Origin of the sequence: Turicimonas muris, assembly GCF_002221595.1 — a bacterium.
GTDB classification, from domain to species: Bacteria; Pseudomonadota; Gammaproteobacteria; order Burkholderiales; family Burkholderiaceae_F; genus Turicimonas; species Turicimonas muris.
The window spans coordinates 162,105-182,414 of record NZ_NHMP01000001.1 but is presented as its reverse complement, the minus strand read 5'-3'; the positions used below and the strand labels follow the sequence as shown (position 1 = coordinate 182,414).

15 protein-coding genes are annotated in these 20,310 nt (G+C 44.4%); 10 read left to right on the top strand and 5 right to left on the bottom strand.

What is annotated here, in order from left to right:
* The first annotated feature begins 64 nt into the window (after positions 1-64).
* The gene (locus ADH67_RS00980) at positions 65-1,714 is read left to right on the top strand and encodes a transposase (RefSeq protein WP_089275682.1); all 1,650 of its coding nucleotides are present in this window, start codon (positions 65-67) and stop codon (positions 1,712-1,714) included.
* A 59-nt stretch (positions 1,715-1,773) separates the two neighbouring features.
* Here ADH67_RS00980 and alaS read toward each other — a convergent pair whose 3' ends face one another.
* Positions 1,774-4,401 carry an alanine--tRNA ligase gene (gene alaS, locus ADH67_RS00975; RefSeq protein ID WP_066590816.1) on the bottom strand — a complete coding sequence of 876 codons (2,628 nt, stop codon included), beginning with the start codon at positions 4,399-4,401 and terminating at the stop codon, positions 1,774-1,776.
* 158 nt (positions 4,402-4,559) lie between these two features.
* On the bottom strand, positions 4,560-5,960 hold the full coding sequence (gene hemN, locus ADH67_RS00970; RefSeq protein WP_066590814.1) for an oxygen-independent coproporphyrinogen III oxidase: 1,401 nt from the start codon (positions 5,958-5,960) through the stop codon (positions 4,560-4,562).
* 176 nt (positions 5,961-6,136) lie between these two features.
* Between hemN and ADH67_RS00965 the strand changes: the two genes are divergently transcribed.
* The 9 genes from ADH67_RS00965 to ADH67_RS13385 all read left to right on the top strand — a co-directional run bounded on the left by ADH67_RS00965 (position 6,137) and on the right by ADH67_RS13385 (position 17,779).
* Positions 6,137-6,817, top strand: a complete 681-nt coding sequence (locus ADH67_RS00965) for a helix-turn-helix domain-containing protein (RefSeq protein ID WP_236578434.1) — start codon at positions 6,137-6,139, stop codon at positions 6,815-6,817.
* Positions 6,818-7,009: 192 nt separating this feature from the next.
* Positions 7,010-7,999: a Bug family tripartite tricarboxylate transporter substrate binding protein gene (locus tag ADH67_RS00960; protein WP_066590810.1), complete on the top strand. Its 990-nt coding sequence runs from the start codon at positions 7,010-7,012 to the stop codon at positions 7,997-7,999.
* A 48-nt stretch (positions 8,000-8,047) separates the two neighbouring features.
* Positions 8,048-8,512, top strand: coding sequence for a tripartite tricarboxylate transporter TctB family protein (locus ADH67_RS00955; protein ID WP_066590808.1), 465 nt, complete (start codon positions 8,048-8,050; stop codon positions 8,510-8,512).
* Between the two features lie 9 nt (positions 8,513-8,521).
* Entirely contained in the window at positions 8,522-10,030 is a 1,509-nt protein-coding gene (locus tag ADH67_RS00950; RefSeq protein WP_066590806.1) for a tripartite tricarboxylate transporter permease, read from the top strand.
* A 150-nt stretch (positions 10,031-10,180) separates the two neighbouring features.
* Positions 10,181-12,265 (top strand): glutamine--tRNA ligase, encoded by a 2,085-nt coding sequence (locus ADH67_RS00945; protein ID WP_066590805.1) that lies wholly within the window; start codon positions 10,181-10,183, stop codon positions 12,263-12,265.
* Between the two features lie 110 nt (positions 12,266-12,375).
* Positions 12,376-12,978, top strand: a complete 603-nt coding sequence (locus tag ADH67_RS00940; RefSeq protein ID WP_066590804.1) for a thioredoxin fold domain-containing protein — start codon at positions 12,376-12,378, stop codon at positions 12,976-12,978.
* Positions 12,979-13,254: 276 nt separating this feature from the next.
* The gene (locus ADH67_RS00935; protein ID WP_066590802.1) at positions 13,255-13,701 is read left to right on the top strand and encodes a DUF3597 domain-containing protein; all 447 of its coding nucleotides are present in this window, start codon (positions 13,255-13,257) and stop codon (positions 13,699-13,701) included.
* Between the two features lie 53 nt (positions 13,702-13,754).
* A complete protein-coding gene (locus tag ADH67_RS00930) occupies positions 13,755-14,042 on the top strand; it encodes a hypothetical protein (RefSeq protein WP_066590800.1) in 288 nt (95 codons plus the stop codon).
* Between the two features lie 134 nt (positions 14,043-14,176).
* Positions 14,177-17,779, top strand: a complete 3,603-nt coding sequence (locus ADH67_RS13385; RefSeq protein ID WP_236578433.1) for a sbcc family protein — start codon at positions 14,177-14,179, stop codon at positions 17,777-17,779.
* On the opposite strand, the gene ADH67_RS00920 is transcribed toward ADH67_RS13385, so the two are convergent.
* Genes ADH67_RS00920 through ADH67_RS00910 form a run of 3 tightly spaced genes read right to left on the bottom strand, consistent with a single transcriptional unit; the run spans position 17,776 to position 20,309 of the window.
* A complete protein-coding gene (locus ADH67_RS00920) occupies positions 17,776-18,420 on the bottom strand; it encodes a YigZ family protein (protein WP_066590796.1) in 645 nt (214 codons plus the stop codon). The genes ADH67_RS13385 and ADH67_RS00920 overlap by 4 nt on opposite strands.
* 9 nt (positions 18,421-18,429) lie before the next feature.
* Complete coding sequence (locus ADH67_RS00915) at positions 18,430-19,365, bottom strand: M14 family metallopeptidase (protein WP_066590795.1); 936 nt, start codon at positions 19,363-19,365, stop codon at positions 18,430-18,432.
* Entirely contained in the window at positions 19,362-20,309 is a 948-nt protein-coding gene (locus tag ADH67_RS00910; RefSeq protein ID WP_066590794.1) for a M14 family metallopeptidase, read from the bottom strand. Before ADH67_RS00910 ends, ADH67_RS00915 begins: the two co-directional genes overlap by 4 nt.
* Position 20,310: the final 1 nt, after the last annotated feature.

Genomic DNA, 20,310 nt, shown 5'->3' with positions numbered 1-20,310 from the left:
CAAACAGAGGGAATCGAACCCCCTGCATGCTATGGTGAAGTGTTCTATACCAAAGACACTTACCATGGCCTATTTTACCGTTTCTGAGGACTTGCTTTTTTATGCCTGTCCCCTTCCGCTATCTGAGCGTAAAAAACTTGACGCATATTTGTTACTTTTAGAGAAATCATCTGCTGGAAAATACTTAAAGCAGATAAACTTCGATTCTGAGCCTGGCAGACCAAAAATCGACCAGTGCCGACTCTTTGCTGCGGTTCTATATTGCTTTGCCCTTGGTAAAGCCTCTCTCCGAGAAATGGAGACGGCCTGCTTCACGGATCTAAGAATCATTTACTTAATCGGGGACGTCCAGCCAAGTGCAGCGAGTTTCTCTCGGTTCGTCACAAGTTTAATTCCAAATATGCCTGCTATTTTTGCGACAATAATGAAGCGCATCTTTTCCGAATGCGGGAAAGATATGGACACGCTCTATTTGGACGGAAGCAAATTTGAAGCCAACGCTAACAAGTACAAATTTGTTTGGAAACCCACGACTCTTCATCTTCGACTAAGTGAGAAAGTGGCTAACCTATTGAAATTAATGCATCTAGAGGAAGGTCTGCCCAACGAAGGAGTTATTCCGGCAAAAACTATTATGAAAAAAATAGAAGATGCAGAAAAAATATCTTCAACCCTCATAGGTGGTGGTGAAAAGGCTCTTTTAAAAATGAAATCTCAGCTTTCTCAGTACCTAATAAAATCAATTGAGTACGAAGAGAAAAAAGCTATCTGCGGAGAATCTAGGAATTCTTACTACAAAACCGACCACGATGCTACTGCCATGTGCCTGAAGGAAGATTACTACAGTGGGTTAGGTAGCCAAATGCATGCTGCGTATAACACCCAAATCTTAGTGAGTAACGGTTTTATCGTTACGTACTACGTGTCACAAGACAGAACCGATGCGCGTACTCTTGCGCCGACATTAGACCAATTCTTCCAATGGTACGGAATTTATCCCAAAAGAGTTTGCGCAGACGCAGGCTATGGAAGTGTTAACAATTATGAATATTGTGAACAGAAAGGAATCCAAGCCTTCATCAAATACACAGCCTGGAACGGTGAAAAGACTGGAAGAAATCCTGCCACTTATGAGTACATCGATACGCAAACTATCCGGTGTTTGGGAGGGCGCGTGGGAGAAAGAATACAGTGTCCCGAGGGCTATTATTCCAAGGCGGACTATGCTTTCTTCCTGGTCAAAAGCTGCGCTAAATGTGACTTTGAGGGCTATTGCAAACGCTTCTTAAAAAGCAAATCGAAAAGAAGCCGGATTTTTGAAATTCAACCACGTTGGGTCCAGTTGAAGCAACAAGCTAGAGACAGACTTCTGTCTCCCGAAGGCATAGAAATCAGAGTTAATAGGAGTTGTCAGGTTGAAGGTGCCTTCGGAGTAATTAAGCAGAATATGGACTACAAAAGGTTCAGACGACGCTCGATGGGAAGGGTAACAGTCGAGTTCGCCTTGACTTGCCTAGGGATGAATATAAGAAAATATCTTAGGTTTGCAATGTCCGGCGTGCTCCCGTTTTATTGGGTTGCTCCTGAAAGTTTAAAGGCAGAAACTTTCAAAACTCCATCAGCAAAAAGAATAAAAAACCGAATGGAAAAGAAGCGAAAACTACAACCTAACGAGATAGCTAAAAAGGGGTATAGGAGAAAGGGGAAGTACTAACTCGAAAAACATCGAATTTTGCAACATCCCCTTTTTGTTTAAGGGTGAGGCCTCACGGATTAGGCTAATTTTTCAGAAATAAATTTCTTCACATCAGCAATCACTTTGCCCATGTTTTCCGGAGCGTTTCCGCCACCTTGAGCAAAGTCAGGGCGGCCGCCACCTTTACCGCCGAGCTCAGCAGCTGTGAAAGCAACGACTTCACCGGCTTTGATCTTGCCGACTAGATCCTTAGTAACACCGACTGCTACGCTGGCTTTACCCTCGTCAGACTTGAGAAGAACGATAATTGCGGATTTCAATGTATCTTTAAGTTTATCAATAGAATCACGGAGAGCCTTGGTTTCAACGCCCTTCATTTCAACCACCAAGAGCTTGGTTCCGTTCATCTCTTCCGCTTGAGAGGCAACGTTGGCAGAAGCGCTCTGTGCAAGCTTAGTCTTGAGTACGGCAAGTTCTTTTTCAAGAGCTTTGACATCTGCCAAGGTATCGTGGACCTTACCTAAAACTTCTCCGACAGGAGCTTTAAATTCAGCAGCAACTTCTTCCAACAACTTCTCTTGTGTCTGAGTAAATCTCAGGGCATTCATGCCGGTAACAGCTTCTATTCTGCGAATGCCTGCAGCCACAGCAGACTCACTGACAATCTTGAACATGCCTATATCACCTGTTCTCTGGACGTGCGTACCGCCGCAGAATTCGCAACTGGAACCGATGTTAAGGACACGGACGACTTCTCCGTATTTTTCTCCGAAGAGCATGACGGCTTCAGTCTTCTTAGCTTCGTCAATCGGCATGACTCGGGTCATTGTCTGGGTGTTTCTCAGAATTTCTTTGTTGACAATGTCTTCAACTTGGAAAATTTGTTCTTCAGTCATCGGCCCGTTGTGAACAAAGTCAAATCTTGTTCTTTCTCCGTTGACCATAGAGCCTCGCTGCTGAACATGAGAACCAAGCACTTCTCTCAATGCTTTGTGCATCAAGTGAGTGACGGAATGATTTCTTGCAGTAGCAGCACGAATATCTTCGTTTACTGTAGCTGTGAACAAATCGCCGAGCTTAACGCTGCCTTCTGCAACGTAACACATGTGCCCGAAGACGTCTGCCTTAATCTTGAATGTATCGTCAACTTTCAAGATTGTGGTCTTGTTCTTGAACTGGCCTTGATCGCCGACTTGGCCGCCGCTTTCTGCATAGAACGGGGTCTTGTCGAATACGACAACGACTTCATCGCCGGATTCTGCTTCATCAACGATTTCGCCGTCCTTGTAAATAGCTTCAACTTTACAGCCGTGAACTGTCAAAGTTTCGTAACCCAAGAAGTTAGTAGGAGCACCGGCGTAATCAAGACCTTGCGCCATCTTGAACTTGCCTTGTGAGCGAGCGAGTTCTCTTTGTTTGGCCATCGCCGCGTCAAAGCCTTCGATATCAACCGCTACGCCTCTTTCACGGCAAACGTCGGCTGTTAAGTCAACCGGAAAACCATAGGTGTCGTGAAGTTTGAATGCAACATCACCGCTGAGAACTTTTTCTCCGTTTGCCAAAGCTTCGTTAAGGATTTCAAGACCTTTAGCAAGAGTCTGAGAGAATCTGACTTCTTCCTGACGGAGAACTTCCTGAATGCGCGGATTGCTCAGTTCTGGGTACTGCTGCCCCATTTCCTTGGCGACAGCTTTCACCAAAGTATTGAAGAAAAGACTGCGGGCACCGAGCTTAAAACCGTGACGCATACCGCGGCGTGCAATACGACGCAGAACATAGCTTCTGCCTTCATTGCCTGGAAGAATTCCGTCAGCAATAATGAAAGAACATGCACGAATATGGTCGGCAATAACTTTCAAAGAAGGAGAGTTCGGATCAACGTTTTCTGCTCCGGCAGCTTCAACAGCTTCTTTAACGGCCTTCATTAAGTTCTGGAACAGATCAATTTCATAGTTGGAATGAACATGCTGCAAAACGGCGGAAATTCTTTCCAAGCCCATACCGGTATCGACGCTAGGTTTCGGAAGAAGATGCATTTCACCTTTGTCGTCACGGTTGTACTGCATGAAAACCAAGTTCCAGATTTCAATATATCTGTCACCGTCCTCGTCAGGACTTCCCGGAGGGCCTCCGGCAACTTCTTCTCCGTGGTCATAGAAAATTTCAGAGCATGGACCACACGGACCTGTGTCGCCCATCATCCAGAAATTGTCGGAAGCATATCTGGCACCTTTGTTGTCGCCGATTCTTACGATTCTTTCTGCCGGAACACCGACCTCTTTATTCCAAATGTCATAGGCTTCATCATCCTCGGCATATACCGTTACCCAAAGCTTTTCTTCCGGAAGCATGAAATGCTTGGTCAAAAGCTCCCAAGCGTTTTTGATGGCGTCGCGCTTGAAGTAATCGCCGAAGCTGAAATTACCCAACATTTCGAAGAATGTGTGGTGACGGGCTGTGTAGCCTACGTTCTCCAAGTCGTTGTGCTTGCCGCCGGCACGCACACATTTCTGAGAAGTAGTCGCACGTTTATAGGGACGCTTATCAAAACCTAAGAAAACATCCTTGAATTGATTCATGCCGGCATTGGTAAAGAGCAATGTCGGATCATCTCCAGGCACCACTGGGGTTGAAGCAACAATGGTGTGCCCTTTGGATTCCATGAACTTCAAAAAAGTTGAACGAATCTCTGAAGCTGTAAACATTTATTAATCTCAAAAATAAAAAGCCGGTTTTCCCAGCACAATAAACAAATTTTAACAGACCGCCTATTGAGTTAACTTTCAATTGGATTAGGAATATACGAGAAAAAAGCGGATCTAGCTTTCTAGTCCGCCTTTTGTCAGAAATCCTAAGAGATCTTTTAAACGATCTTAGAGTATCTTCTTACTCTTTCGTCCTCTCTGAGATATCTGTCGAAGTTCATAGCTACTGCTCTGACTAACAGTTTTCCTTTCGGTGTCACAACGATGCGATCCGGATAAAGCCCAACCAAACCTTCATTCGCGAAATGCTGAAGGTTCTTCAGTTCGAAAGCAAAGTACTCGTCAAACTTAACTTTGAATTTCTGTTCAATCTCTTCTTTTTGAACCATAAATTGACACATCAAATTCATGATGACCTGTGCTCTGAGTCTGTCATCTGCATCCAGCATGTAACCGCGAATGGTAGCAAGCTGACCGCTATTGATTCTTTCGTAATAAGTCGGGAGGTCTCTTGCGTTAGCCGCATAGCAGCCGGTCACTTTACTGATGGAGGAGACTCCGAGAGCGACCATATCGCATTCGGGCTTAGTGGAGTAGCCCTGGAAGTTTCTCTGCAAAGTACCGTTTTCCTGAGCTTGTGCCAAAGGATCGGAGACTTTTGCAAAATGATCCATACCGATATAGTGATAGCCGTTAGAAGTCAGGCGACGGATAGCATCAAGCATAATAGCAACCTTTTCCGGTGTGCTTGGCAAATCTTCGGCGTTGATTCTTCTTTGAGCTTTAAAGTGTTCCGGTAAATGAGCATAGTGATAAAGCGCGATGCGATCCGGAGAAAGCTCAAGTACCTTATCTAACGTCTTAGCGAAAGAATTTTCGCTTTGGAACGGGAGACCGTAAATCAGATCCATATTGATGGATTCGAAGCCGTTTGCTCTGGCAGCATCCATTGTAGCCTTTGTCATTTCAAAAGGCTGGACGCGATTGACGGCAATCTGAACTCTGTCATCGAAATCTTGCTGACCGACACTCATTCTGTTAAAGCCGGCTTTAGCCAATATTTCAACTTTTTCAGGGGCGCAACAGCGCGGATCAACTTCAATGGAAATTTCCGCGTCCTTTTCAAGCGGGAAACGGCTGGTAAGAGTTTCCATCACTTGAACGATTTCTTCATTGTTCAGGAATGTCGGAGAGCCGCCGCCGAAGTGGAGTTGTTCAACCGTACCGATACCTGTCAGAGAATCTTTAATAAGATCACATTCTTTACCTAAAGTTTCGATGTACTGTGCAGAGCGGGAATGATCTTTAGTAATCTCTTTGTTGCATCCGCAGTAGTAGCAGATATTGGAGCAGAACGGAATATGAACATACAAAGACAAAGCTGCCTCAAGAGATACCGTTCCGCGGTTTTTCAGAACTTCTTTGTAATCTTCCGGCCCGAACTCTTTTTTAAATCTGTCGGCTGTCGGATAAGAAGTGTATCGCGGGCCGGGAACGTCAAATCGCTGAAGAATATCGAGCTCCGGCAACTCAACACTGTTCTGTTTTGTTTCTGACATATCAACTGTCCTTTGTAATGAGAATTACTTGTTTCTTATAGTTTGTAAATCTTTTATACTCGATTGAGTCGTCTTTCTTTAAGCCGTCTTACCCTGGCAAACTCAATTCCAAGCTTGTAAATATGGGACTTAAAAATTTTAAACAATGCCCCTCCCCCTCCTGCAGTACGTGCGGGTTGAAAAACATTTGTCTTCCCAAAAAACTAGCTTCGGAAGAGCTGAAAGCATTTGGATTCATTATCCCTCATTCAAAAAAAGTCTTCAAAGGCGATAAGCTTTTCAGAAAAGCAGACTCATTTAAATACCTTTACTGCGTCAGGATTGGGTCTTTTAAAACCAGCGTAACTTCGCCCGAAGGTACCGAGCAGGTCACAGGATTTTATATGCCCGGGGAAGTCCTGGGTCTATGCGGCGTCTCCTCCAACAGCCACTATTGCGATGCTACGGCAATCGAGGATGCTGAGGTTTGCGTAATTCCTTATAAGAAATTCGAAGAGTTCTGCAATAAAGACAGCCAATTAAACAAAAACTTCCTGAGTGTTCTCAGTGCTGAAGTCGTTCGCGGGCATAAAAATTTGCTCTCCCTCGGTTCTCTTCGCGCTGACGAAAAACTCGCATCTTTCTTACTTGACTTATCACAGCGTTATGAAGCGAGAGGATACTCGAGAACCGAATTCATTCTAAGAATGACAAGAGGAGAAATCGGCAGTTTCTTGGGTCTTAAACTCGAAACAGTCAGCCGCGTTTTATCCAAGTTCGCCGATTCAAATCTCATCGAAATTCATCAGAAGAGAGTACATATTCTCAACCTCGCGGGTCTAAAGGCCATTCTCACTGAAGAATGCCGGCCAGAATGACTTTCCCTTATCACTCATCCTAGAAAATATCTCTTAAGGCATACTGAAACACAAAACCGGCTGAGGTTACAGAATTTCCCGTATATCGCATTTTTTCGTCTTGTTTTGTAACCATTTGATTCTTTGAAGCTAGAATTACTATTGGGAAGTGTCCTCGGACAACTTCATGACAAATATTCTAAGGAGAAGACTTTGACAACATCATCTTTCACCAGACGAAGCCTTTGTGCCGCAGCCGTCAGCGTTGCCACCATTGTTGCCCTTCCCTCACTGTCCTGGGCCGACGATCCCATCCGCATCGTTGTTCCTTACCCGCCTGGAGGTCCTCTCGACGTAACTGCACGTGCTATCGCTGAAGAAGCCCGCGCCGATTTAGGAAACATTATTGTTGAAAACAAACCGGGTGCAGGCGGAAATATCGGAGTGGAATATGTCTCTAAACAAAAACCGGACGGAAAGATTTTTGTAATGGGCGCATTAGCAACACATGCCGTCAACCCTAACCTCTTCAGCAAGATTCCTTACGACCCGATCAAGGACTTCACACCGCTTACATTAGTTGCTCAGACTCCTAACGTATTGGTGATTACTCCGGAATTTTCTCAAAAGACGGGCATCAAAGACCTCAAGGGCTTGATTGATTACGCGAAGAAAAATCCCGACGCCCTTAACTACGCTTCCGGCGGCAACGGATCTGCCGGTCATATGTCAGGCGAACTCTTAAAGACTTCTTCCGGATTGAAGATCATGCATATCCCGTTCAAGGGAGCTGCCGCTGCACAAATGAGCGTGCTCTCCGGGCAATGTGACTTAATTTTTGATAATCTTGCATCTTCTGCAGCCAACATTAAAGCAGGAAAACTTATCCCATTAGCCGTAACTACACAGTTCCGCGCTCCGGAACTGCCTAACGTTCCAACAATGGCAGAGGCCGGTGTTCCGGGATTCGACATTTCTACTTGGTATGCTTTCTTCGGTCCGGCCAATATGGATAAATCGGTCCAAGACAAACTCAACAAGGCTTTAGTGAAAGCCATCAAGTCTCAAGCTATGGCTGTGAGATTTGAAAAAATGGGAGCGGTTGCTAAACCCGGCACTTCCGCTGACCTAGACGCTTTTGTAAAAGCTGAATTGGCAAAATATAAGAAAATCGTCGAAGCGAGCGGTGCAAAAGTTGACTAGTTGTTTTTAGCTGTACACACGGGAGCTTTGCTCCCGTATTTTTAAACTATGATTAAAGATCAAAGAGATTTTTGGGCAGGTGTTTTATTTGCAGCATTTGGTGCTTTTTTTTGTTTTTATGCGGTAGCTAATTATCCGCTCGGAACGGCTTCACGTATGGGACCTGGGTATTTCCCCATGCTCCTCGGCGGCTTTTTGCTGTTTCTCGGCGTGCTCATCAGTCTCAAATCTTTCTTCTTCCCCCCTCATGACGGAACCGGTATCGGGCCGTTCGACTGGCGTGTCGTTTTCGTCATTCTTGGATCGGTATTAATTTTTGCTTTGCTTCTGCGGCCTGCCGGTTTAATTCCGGCTACGGCTGTGATGGTATTTGTTTCTACCTTTGCTAACCGAAGCTATAAGGTTATTCAAGGCATCGTACTCTCTATCATTCTGAGCGTCGTCGTCTGGCTTATTTTCGTCCTCGGTTTAGATTTAACCGTGCCTGTTTGGCCCTCCTTTTTGAGTAAGTAGGAGGCACAAATGGATTTATTAAATAATTTGGCACTTGGCTTCAGTACGGCCTTTTCTCTTACCAACTTGCTGTACTGCTTTATCGGCGTTACTCTGGGTACGCTCATTGGAGTACTCCCTGGTCTTGGCCCAGTGGCCACCTTGGCCATGCTTTTGCCGATCACCTATTCTCTCGATCCGACGGCAGCTCTCATTATGCTTGCCGGCATCTACTACGGTTCTCAGTACGGAGGCTCTACCACGGCCATCCTTGTGAACCTTCCCGGCGAGTCAGCCTCAGTCGTAACTTGCTTAGACGGCTATCAAATGGCAAGAAAAGGCAAAGCAGGCACTGCCTTAGGTCTTGCCGCCATCGGCTCTTTCATTGCCGGCTGTTTTGCTACTGTCTTGGTCGCTGCTTTCGCTCCTCCGTTGATTGAACTTGCATTCAAGTTCGGGCCCGCTGAATATTTCAGTTTGATGGTTTTAGGTCTTGTAGGCGCCGTAGTTCTGGCTAACGGCTCCATTTTGAAAGCCTTTGCCATGATCATTCTCGGCTTGCTCCTCGGCATCATTGGTGCGGATGTCAACTCTGGAGCCTTCCGATTTGATTTCGGCATTTCTGAATTGCAGGACGGCATCGACTTTGTGGCTATTTCCATGGGCTTGTTCGGCTTTACGGAAATTATGGTGAATCTGCAGAAAGGAGAAGCCAGAGAATCTTTAACGGAGAAAGTCGGCTCTATCTGGCCCTCTAAAAAAGAATTTTTAAAGGCCATACCCTCCATCTCTCGCGGAACTTTGCTGGGTTCTTTCCTTGGCATTCTGCCGGGTGGCGGAGCCTTGTTGGCTTCATTTGCTTCTTACTCTTTGGAAAAGAAACTCGGCGGTACAAATGCTAAACCTCCTTTCGGAGAGGGAAACCTCAATGGCGTTGCCGGTCCGGAATCCGCCAATAATGCAGGTGCCCAAACCAGCTTTATTCCGATGCTGACCCTGGGTATCCCAAGCAATGCCACTATGGCATTGATGATCGGTGCTTTGATGATTCACAACATCACACCGGGACCTCAGGTTATGTCGACGAACCCAACTCTTTTCTGGGGACTTGTAGCCTCCATGTGGATCGGCAACCTGATGCTCGTCATATTGAATCTTCCTTTGATCGGCATCTGGGTTCAGCTCCTAAGAGTTCCTTACTCTTGGCTTTATCCCGCCATTCTGACCTTCTGCTGCATCGGTGTCTATTCCATCAACAACAACCCCTTTGATGTATATATCACCATCCTTTGCGGTGCTTTAGGCTATCTCTTCTACAAGCTGCGCTGTGAACCGGCCCCGCTGATTTTAGGATTTATCTTGGGCCCAATGATGGAAGAAAATCTCAGAAGAGCTCTCTTGTTATCTCGCGGAGACCCCTCCACTTTCTTAACACGTCCTATTTCATTGGTCCTGTTAATGATGGCTTTATTCCTGCTTCTGCTGGTGCTCTTGCCTGCCATTAACAAGACTCGGGAAATAGCCTTCCAAGAAGATTAATCGTCAGGACCGCCTGCGGGCGGCTTCCCTTTGCTTTATTTTCAGCATTGGAACGAAAAATCTTTACTATTTCCCATTCCACGGTGATTAGGAGGCGACAAAAGAAAGTAGAATAGAAAGACTAAGTTCCTTAATTTTTACAAAAAGAATATGTCCGATAAGAAACCTGCGGCTGGTAGCAGTCACATTACCAACTTTCTTAAAAATATAATCATTGATGACTTAGAGAAAGGCACCAACGATCCACGACACTGGAGCGGTAGGCCAGGAACCTATACAGAACAAATGGAAGGCCCCGTCGATGAAGCCAAAATCAGACTCCGTTTTCCTCCGGAACCAAACGGTTATCTGCATATCGGACATGCTAAAAGTATTTGCTTGAACTTCGGACTTGCAAAGGAGTTCGATGGTCGATGCCATATGCGTTTTGACGACACCAACCCTGTAAAAGAAGATCAAGAATACGTTGATTCCATTCTTGGTTCCGTCAATTGGCTTGGATTCAATTGGAAAGATGACAAAGAATGCAATTACTACTTCGCATCCGACTACTTCGACTATATGTATGACATTGCCGAGCATCTTATTAAAACCGGTGATGCCTACGTTGATGAACAATCTGCTGAGGAAATGAAAGAAAACCGCGGTTCCCTTCATGCTCCCGGCAAGAACTCTCCCTATCGAGACCGTCCTGTCGAAGAAAACTTGCGTTTGTTCCGTGAAATGAAAGAAGGCAAGCATCCCGAAGGAAGCATGGTTCTTCGAAGCAAAGTCGACATGGGCTCCCGCAATGTAAATTTGCGAGATCCGGCTATCTACAGAATCCGCTTTGCAGACCATCACAGAACCGGTGACAAATGGTGTATCTATCCGATGTACACCTTTGCTCATCCTCTGGAAGACGTTCTTGAAAATATTACTCACTCTATCTGCACGCTGGAGTTCGAAGATCAGCGTGCCTTCTATAACTGGGCGACTGAACGTTCTATTCCGGTAACCCGTGCACCTTTATTTGCACTTGCCGTTGAATTTTTAAACGACCTCATTAATGCTCCGGAGGAAAAGAAAGAAAAATTCATTAAAGCTGCCGTCAAATTCAAATGGAAGCTTGGTCAGAACCGAGAAGAGCAGGAAGTTCTCACCCTTCTTAATCAGATTAAAGAAAAATTAGCCTCAGAACCTGTCGAATACGACGCCGTCCTCGGCAGCGAAGTGATCGGTAAAATTGCAAGAGCTCCAGCACACTTCACGCCACTGCTTTCCGATGTCTTAAGCGCGGTTGTTAAACCTAACTATTTCCTTCTTCCGCATCAGTATGAATTCAACCGACTGAATCTAACTTACGTGGTAATGAGTAAAAGAAAACTCATTGCCTTGGTAAAAGAAGGTTTAGTTGACGGTTGGGATGACCCAAGAATGCCGACTTTAGTCGGCTTAAGAAGACGCGGGTACACCGCTGAAGCTATGCAGCTTTTCTGTGACCGTATCGGCGTATCCAAACAAACCGGCGGCTGGATTGATTATTCCGTTCTCGAGGGCTGTCTCAGAGAAGTTCTTGATTCTTCCGCAGATAGAAGAATCGCCGTTCAGAAACCTCTGAAGCTCATCATCGACAATTACCCGGAAGATCAGATGGAACAGATCGAAACACCAAACCATCCGCAGTACCCGGAACGCGGTTCCAGGACCTTAGGCTTCTCTAAGGAGTTGTGGATTGAAGAAGACGACTTCTCGGAAAATCCTCCGAAGGGCTACCGTAGACTGACTTTGGCCACCGAAGAAAAACCGGCAGCGCCTGTCAGACTTAGACATGCTTACGTTGTTGAAGCTACTCACGTTGATCGTGACGAAAACGGCAAGGTTATAGCTGTTCACGCTAAGTACTACCCTGAAACCAAGAGCGGCTCTGAAGGAGCAAACAATATCAAAACCAAAGCAGCTATTCACTGGCTTTCGCAGAAAGACTCTCTGCCTGCAGAAATCCGTCTCTACGACAGGCTCTTCTCTTTAGAACATCCTGATGAAGGCGGCAAAGATTTCCGCGAACTCCTGACACCGGACAGCAAGACCATTCTGAAGTCTTACGTAGAAACTTCTTTGAAGAATGCCAAACCGGAAGACAAGTTCCAGTTTGAAAGAAATGGATACTATGTTGCAGATCAAAAAGACTTTACACCTGGCAATTTAGTGTTTAATTTATCAGTACCTCTTAAAGATAGTTTCAACAAAAAATAAATCTTCTTAGATGCACTTTTGGCCGCTTTCGAGCGGCCTTTTTATTAAGATTTTGAAAAGATTCAGGTTCTATATTTTGAATTGAATAGTTCTATTTTCTACGGTGCTTTATGAAAAACTTCTCTCGACGCTCATTTCTTGCCGTATCAGTAGCCGTTGCGGCGGCCGCTCTTCCTGTGGCTTCTTCTGCCTCTCCGGCCAAAGTTCCCGTTATTTGGGACGGTCAAAAAATGTGGGATTCTTTCCTTAAAGACGGTACGGGCTTTTCTTCTCCGGACGGTGAAGGTAAACCGCTTGCATTAGTAGCTTTTGATACTCAGTGCCCGGATTGCATGACGCTGCAAAAGAGAATTAAGCCGCTGGAGAAATACATTCACGTTATTTACTATCCGATTTCTTACTTGAACATCCATTCCGAACCACAGGCAACAACTATCTTGACTAGCCTGGATCCTTACAAAGTTTTCGAGCAACAGCATGAACACTTTAAAGATCCTGACTTCCGAGGCATCCGTTACGACATTTCCAAACTTCCGGAAAGCGTAAGAAGTAAAGTTTGGACAAATACCAAAATTCACAGAAGAGTCGGATGCAGAGCGGTCCCTTACGGCGTGTTCAAGACACCTGACGGAAAGTATCTTCCTTTCGATGAAAACCTGACGACAGCTGAATTAGCCAAACTGTTCGGCATCAAAAACTACAAAGAAGAATAAGAATCCATTCCTCGAGGCTCTTCAAGCCTAGGTAGAAAAACGGCTGAAAAAGCTTTGGCTTTCCAGCCGTTTTTCATTTGCTTCATCGCTTATTGAACCAATGCTTACAGGCTCCCTCCTTAAGCAAAACCGGCATCGCTTACTTTTCTAGGAAAATGTTTTCCTTCATATTCAAACTATTCTCCAAGTATCTTGAAACGGGCACCGGTTCCCTTTCGACATGACCTTTTAACTTATTATGTTTCTTAATATTTATTCATTTTTTGAGGAGTAGTTATGAGTATCTTTGGCACAATCATGGAAAAACTTGGTTTCATGAAGAAGAAAGCTGCCGATGCAGTTCTTGGTTCGGAAGCCCAGGCTGCAGAAGCTCCGGCCCCTACCTCTGAAGCTACACCCGCACCGGCGCAAGAACCGGCAGTTGTAGAAGCCGCAGCAGTTACAGAAACACCAAATCAAGAAGTTGACGTTGTCGCAGTCTGCGATGCGTTAGCCGCTAAGAATCCGGAAAAATTAAACTGGAAGAGCTCCATTGTGGATTTGCTTAAATTGCTTGGCCTCGACTCTTCTTTGGCACACCGCAAGGCTCTTGCTGAAGAACTCAACTGCCCGAAAGACTTAATCGGCGGAGACTATTCTCAGATGAATGTTTGGCTTCATAAAGAAGTTATGAAACAGCTTGCCGAAAACGGCGGCAAAGTTCCTGACGATCTTAAGAATTAATCAATAAGTAAACTTAGGCTGTTTTTCAGGAAACAGCCTTTAGCTCTCAGCCTATGTTTTCTTACGCTTGTCTGCTTATTTTTCTTATCGGATCGGGTTTCCTTATCGGGTACTCTGATTCTTCTTGGCTATGGGGAATCATCCCAACCTTAATCGGCGGTTTCTGGGGGAGCTTCAACAGTAGATTTGCCAAGCTTCTTCTCAATCCTCAGACCACTCCGACACAACGAGAAAAGCTGTTGGAAACAACACGTATCCTCACCATCATGTGGACATTGCTTTCCATTATCTTTGTTGCAATGGGTTACTCCTTTATCTATTTTTTAGGGCCTTCCCTCTGACCTCGACAAAGAAGATTTTTCAATCTGGCTATAATTAATTTTCGTTTTAGAAGTCAGGCTTTTTGCGCCTCAAAGAAATGAAAATTTTATCCTTAAGATTTGAAAACCTCTTCCCCTTCTCCGGATCGTATTCAATGAATTTTGATTCGGAAGACTTTTCGCAATCTAAAACATTCTCTATTTTGGAAAAACAAGGCGGTTCAGGGAAAATTATTCTGGACGCCATTTCTCTCAGCCTCTTCGGAAAAACTTTTTTTGAGGAAGGAAAAACTTCGGAAATTTCATTCTTCTCTGACAAGACCAGTCCTGCCACCGCTGAACTTAGCTTTACTTGCAGCGGCGTAAACTACAAAGTCTCTTGGAAGGCAGTGCCCTCTGCCGGCGGTTATTCTATTTACCGCGAACTTCGAAACGAAAACAACGAAATCGTAGATGACAACCTTCAAACGGTCTCGGACTCTGTATCTTCTCTTTTAGAACTTACTCCGGAGGCTTTTAACAAGCTCGTTTTCCTGGATCTGAAAAATTTCTCCCCGCTCCTTGGGGGAGACCGCGTGGCCAGAGAAAACGCTTTATCTAAAGTTTTCGGTCAGTTTGGTTTGAACAACCTGCCGGTCTTGGCCAAAGAAATCGCAAAACAAAAAAGAATTGCAGCGGACGTTTCCCGCAGAATGCTCAATGCTTTTGAAATTCTTCCGCCGGAAAAAGAAAATCAGCTGACATCTCAACTGGCAAATCTGAAACAGTCGATAATGGTTTTAAAGAGTTCCATTAACGACAATACTCAAGCCATTTCTTGGCTGCAGAAATTAGATTCTCTGAGAGAAGAGCTCCAAAGATTGCTCAAGGAAGAAAGCCTGCTCAAAGCAGATATCGCCCGCTTTGATATTAAGAAACCAGTTCTTGAAAAAGCCGTTCGTGCAGAGAATTTAACTTCTGAATTTATTGCCGTTAAAAATCTTCGTGAGCTTGTCAGTAAACAAAAGAAAGCTTACGAAGAAGTCAAAACAAAGGTTTCTCATTGCAGCGAACGTGTTAAGAACGCCCGTCAGAACTTTCAGGAAAAAGAAAAACTGCTTAGGAATGCTGAAGCTATCTATAACTCTAAACATGCAATTGCTCAAAAGGCCTGGGAACTAGGTCAGCAGGGAGCCCAATACCAATCTCTGGCAGAAAAAGGCCGTACCCTTCTAACCGACGAGACGGAGAAGCTCAAGAATGCATTATCCGCATTGGCCTCTTTCAAGGAAAGCTTGGCGCTGGAAAAAAACAAACAACAGCAGTTAATCAAGAAGATTTCGGACTGCGGCGGAGATGAAAAGCTAAAAAGCGAACTTTTTGATTACCAGAATAAAATCGAAGTCTTTGATTCCTATTCTTTGGAAAAGGAAGAGGTCGCCAAAGCCCAGAAATCTTATCAGCGCGAGCTGGAAAAAGCTCGTTTAGATATGCAGGAAAACGAATCTCTTCTTGCCTCACTGAAAAAAGAAGAACTGGTTCTTCAAGGTGATATTGCGGCTAAAAACCGTCATATCAGCAAAGGTCTCGGCAACCTTACGGAAGATACGCTGATTCAGGATCTGCAGGTCTATGACAAAAAATTAGAAGGTCTTAATTCTCTCGAAATTCTTAATGAAGAACTTATCGACCATTTCGAAAAACTAAACGCAGAAAAAGAGACGCTTAACAAGAATACTTATGAAAGCAAAGTTGCTTCCGTGATTTTGAACGGTTCCATCCAAACTTATAAGGACAAGCAGGCCATCGTTGCGGATTCGGAGACGATTCTACTTTTTCAGCAGAAAGTTAAGATTTTAGAGCCTCAAAGAAAAGAACTGGAAAACGGGAAACCGTGCCCGCTTTGTGGAGCGATTCATCATCCGTATGCATCTTCCATCCCATTTCCTTTTAATGCTGAAGAAAAGCTCAAAGAGGCGAAAGAAGAAGCAAGAAAAGCAGCATTGTCTTTAGCTGAAGCTCAAGACAAATACGATACTTTATCTAAGGCTATCGAGAACTCTGGTCTTTTGATTCAACAGCTCAATGCTTCTGTTGAAGATCTTAAAAGCTGCATACTCGGCCTGTCCTCCCAACTGGAATTGAACGGTTTGAAGGAAAAGAAGCCGATTACTTGGACACAAATCATCAAACAGAAAAAGACTTTTATTGCGAACAAAAGAGAAGATTTTAGCAACAAAATCGAACAGATTCAGTCTTTCAAACAGGCAGGTTCTGAACTTTTGATTAAGCTTGAGAAAGTCCAAGCAAGCATCAAAGAGCTGACGGCTCGAACTGAAAAAGGAAAGATGGACATTATCAATATTTCTAATTTGCTACAGCAAAAAAATGTCCGAGAATCTCTGCTTACTTCTAAGCAAGAAGAACTCTTTAAAGAGCTAGAAAGATTCTATTTACGCTTCGGAATTAAAGTCTCTTCTATTGCTTCAATCAAGCAACAATTCATCATCTTGGTTAAACGCAGAGAAACCTATGTGGATTCAACAAATGACCTGCAAATCGTTGATGCTAAAATTGAAGAGATTTCTTTGAGCCAACAAGAATGCCAAAACGAAATCAATACACTTAAAAACAAAATTTCATCTATTGAAACTGAAATTGCACGCCACGACAGCGAAGAAAAGAAACTCCTCAAAGAAAAACAAGATCTTCTTGGAAATTCTACTTCTCAAGATTTCGAGGCTTCTGCCAGAGAAGAACTTGAGCAAGTTCAGCTCGCCTACCGAGAAGCCGAGGAATTGTTCAATCAAAGAGAAGATGAGCTTCAATTTGAAGAAAGCAACGGCCTGACAACAGAAAAGGTTTATCAAGACCTCGTTAAGGCAATCGAGAAAAAACAAGCCGAATTCGAAACGAAACTTAAGGAAGCCGGATTTGTATCGGAGGCTCAATTTACTGCTTCCAAGATCACGGCACAGCAAAAAGAAGAGCTTCAGAAGCAGAGCGATGAACTTGCGGTTCGTTCTCAAGCTCTTTACGGCAGAAAAGATGCTTTAACACAGGAAATCGATAGCCTTTCAACACAGAATTTAACTTCTCAATCTTTGCCGAAACTTCGTGAAAACTTAGAGAAGAATGAATCTGAACTGCAGGTTTCTCTGCTCAGAGAAAGCGAAATTTCCGAGGAAATTGAACACAATCTTTACACAAAACAAAGATACGAAAGAGAAAGCCAAGAGCAGAGAAAGAGAGAAGATGAGAGCCTGCGCTGGGACGACTTTTCCCTTCTGCTCGCCTCTCCTGCAAATAACCAAAACCACTCTTTCCTTTACCCTATTGCTTTTGACATCCTTCTCGACTTCTCGAACAAGCAGCTTGCTTTCTTGAATCCGAGATACAGCTTATCCATAGATCGTTCAGATCCTTTAAAACTTCTGCTTGTCGATGAATACAAGAGAGAAAAGCCAGTCTCCTTTGAGAAAATGACATCGGAAGAAACTTATTTAGTATCTCTATCTTTATCTTTGGGTTTTACTCAAATGATCGGACAGTTAAGAAACGCTGACCTTGTTTTTATCGGGAAATCAGCTATTTCCAGCGACGTTAGAAACCAACAGTATCTTTTAGCGGCGGTTTCTAAACTAAATCAGCAAGGAAAGATGGTAGGAATGTTCTCCGAGGATTTTTCCCTCAAAACCGCCGAGCCTCTGTCTATTGAATTTGACTTAAATTCCATACACCAAATTAAAGGTGCAGGAATTCGCACAAATCTGACCTAGTCGGCCGTTGGCTCTTCCTGCAACTCTATTAACACGGCACCGGAGGTCATGTTGTTGAGCATGGAGGAAAATTTTTCTATCTCCTGTTCGGGCATTTCTATCTCGAGCATAACGTCCATTCCGAACTCTTGGCACTTGATAGTTCCCCTGAATCCCGGAAGAGCTCGCAGAATGAGAGCGAGGAACTTATGCTCAACGGTAACTTTGAGAGAGCGGACGATAACCTTTTCGCAAGTAGGAAGCGTCTCTAACGCTTGCCGAACGCTCGATTGATATGCTTTAACAAGCCCTCCTGTGCCCAACAGCGTTCCTCCGAAATAACGCGTCACCACCGCAGTCAGTTCGCCGATTTCACAGTGAACTAAAACCGTAAGCATAGGCTTGCCAGCTGTCCCGTGAGGCTCTCCGTCATCACTGGCGCCGATTTGTGTGGTCGACCCTGCTGCGCTTGCATTAAAGGCCCAGCAGTTATGGGTTGCATCCGCGAACTCTTGTCTGATTTTCTCAATAAACTGCTTGGCTTCTTCCGGTGTCTTCGTATGAGCAACCGAGGTGATAAACCTGCTTTTTTTTATGATTTGTTCTGTTCTGTGAAAAGTTCCCGGTGCTAAATCCGGGACACGATACGTATCTGCCGTCATTCAAAAATCTCAACGATGAAGTTTAGGCACAATCATAAAGATTTCTTCATGCTCCATCACGAGCGGTTCAGATTTGCGGTAGAAGAGAATGCCGTCTTCCTCGGCTTTAACTGAACTCAAAACCTCCCCGGTCTGAGCATCTGTAATTTGTGCAAGCTCCTGACCGTCTAAGACTTCATCGAACACATCTACCTTCGGCAAAAAGATGCCGGGAGCTTCGGCGCGCACGGTTTTTAATTCCTCTTCGTAGAAAATCGTGGATTCAAAACCGCCATAGATACTATAATCAATGATGCCCATTCTTGATAAAAAGCGCAGAATGGATGCAACTTCAAGCTCAGAGTCTTTGACGTTGACTTTATCTGTGTAGCGGGAAATTAATGAAAAAGTTTTGGTATCCCAAACCTGCCAGTTAAAGTTAAGAGTCGTTGTATCGAAAGGAATAGGTTTTCTAAAGACGATAAACGGCAGCCCGAAGAGCTGCGCTTCTCCGGCCTCCTGATAGGGCGTCTTGACAATGCGCAGATGAGTAACGTAATCACCTGAGATGTAGCAGGAAGACAGATGAATACCGTATTTATACCCTTGAATTTTTTCGAATAAACCGGCAGCGATTCGTTGAGTTGTCTCGCCTCGATTGTATCCGGGAAACATTCTGTTGATGTCAGAATTGTCCATCGCCCAAAATCTCTTTCCGATGTTGACGGAATAAGTATTTGCTGTCGGGACGACGGTTACACCGTAATTTCTTCTGAAAAATCCCTGCTCTTCAATTCTTTTCAGCCTTTTAACCAATGCCGCGGCGGTATACATCTGCTGAATTTCATTACCGCGCAAATTTCCGATCACACAAACAGTTTTCCCGGTTCCTCCGAAATGGTAGGACTTAATTTCAAAAGGCTCGCGATAAGTAGAATTCATTCGAAACAGAATTTCTTCTCTCATTTTTGTTCCTCCAGAATTCTGGCGATAAGCGAGCCTTCATTAACAATCGGATATTCTCTCAGAGTAAATAAAAGCCCTTTTACAGCGGAGACGCACTCTTCTTTAACCTTCCCTTCAAACGGGTCAAGAATGCGACCGATAATTTCGCCTGCGACCACCTGAGAACTATGACGTGTCGCAGGAACAAAAACGCCGGAAGTCTCCGCATTAATGAAGGATACGGAGCGGTCAGCAGAAACGATCGACTTACGGACCGGATCCACAGGGCCGGTCCACATTCCTTCATTTTTAAGCAGATTCAAAATTCCGTTGACTAATCTTTCGCAGTAACCGACAGTAATCCTCATTCCCACACCTGCTTCGACGACAAGGGTTTTGACGCCGATTGAATTTAAGCTGTATGCCAAGGTCGATTCAAGAACCGTAGAGGCTTGATGAATCCAAACAAAATCCACATCAAGCATTTCTGCGTACTCAACCAAATCTTCGGCTGAATTAATATTGACGCGAACCTGCGGGATTTCGCGAAGGAAAAGATTGCTCGCGTGAATATCAATTGCAAAATCAGATGTGCTGAATTCCTTGATAAGTTCGCTAGCAACCCATTCTTCGACAGCCCCATTAGCATTGCCCGGAAAGATTCGGTTCATATCCAAATCAAAGAAGGGAACTCCGCGCTGCAAAGTATCGACACCCATTGGATTTAAGGCCGGATATACGTCCACAATACCATTGAGGTATTCCGGGTGCTCTTGCAAACGGCGATTTAATTCGTAGCAAATGTACTGACCTTCCAGCTCATCTCCATGAATTCCGGAAACGACGCAGAGCCTTTTCAACCCTTCAACATTGTTTGGCTTAAGTCCTTTCGGAAAATGTCTGTTCTTCTTGATAACCAGTCTTTCTCCAACCGGAAGACTCAATGACAAAACTTCTTCTATCATT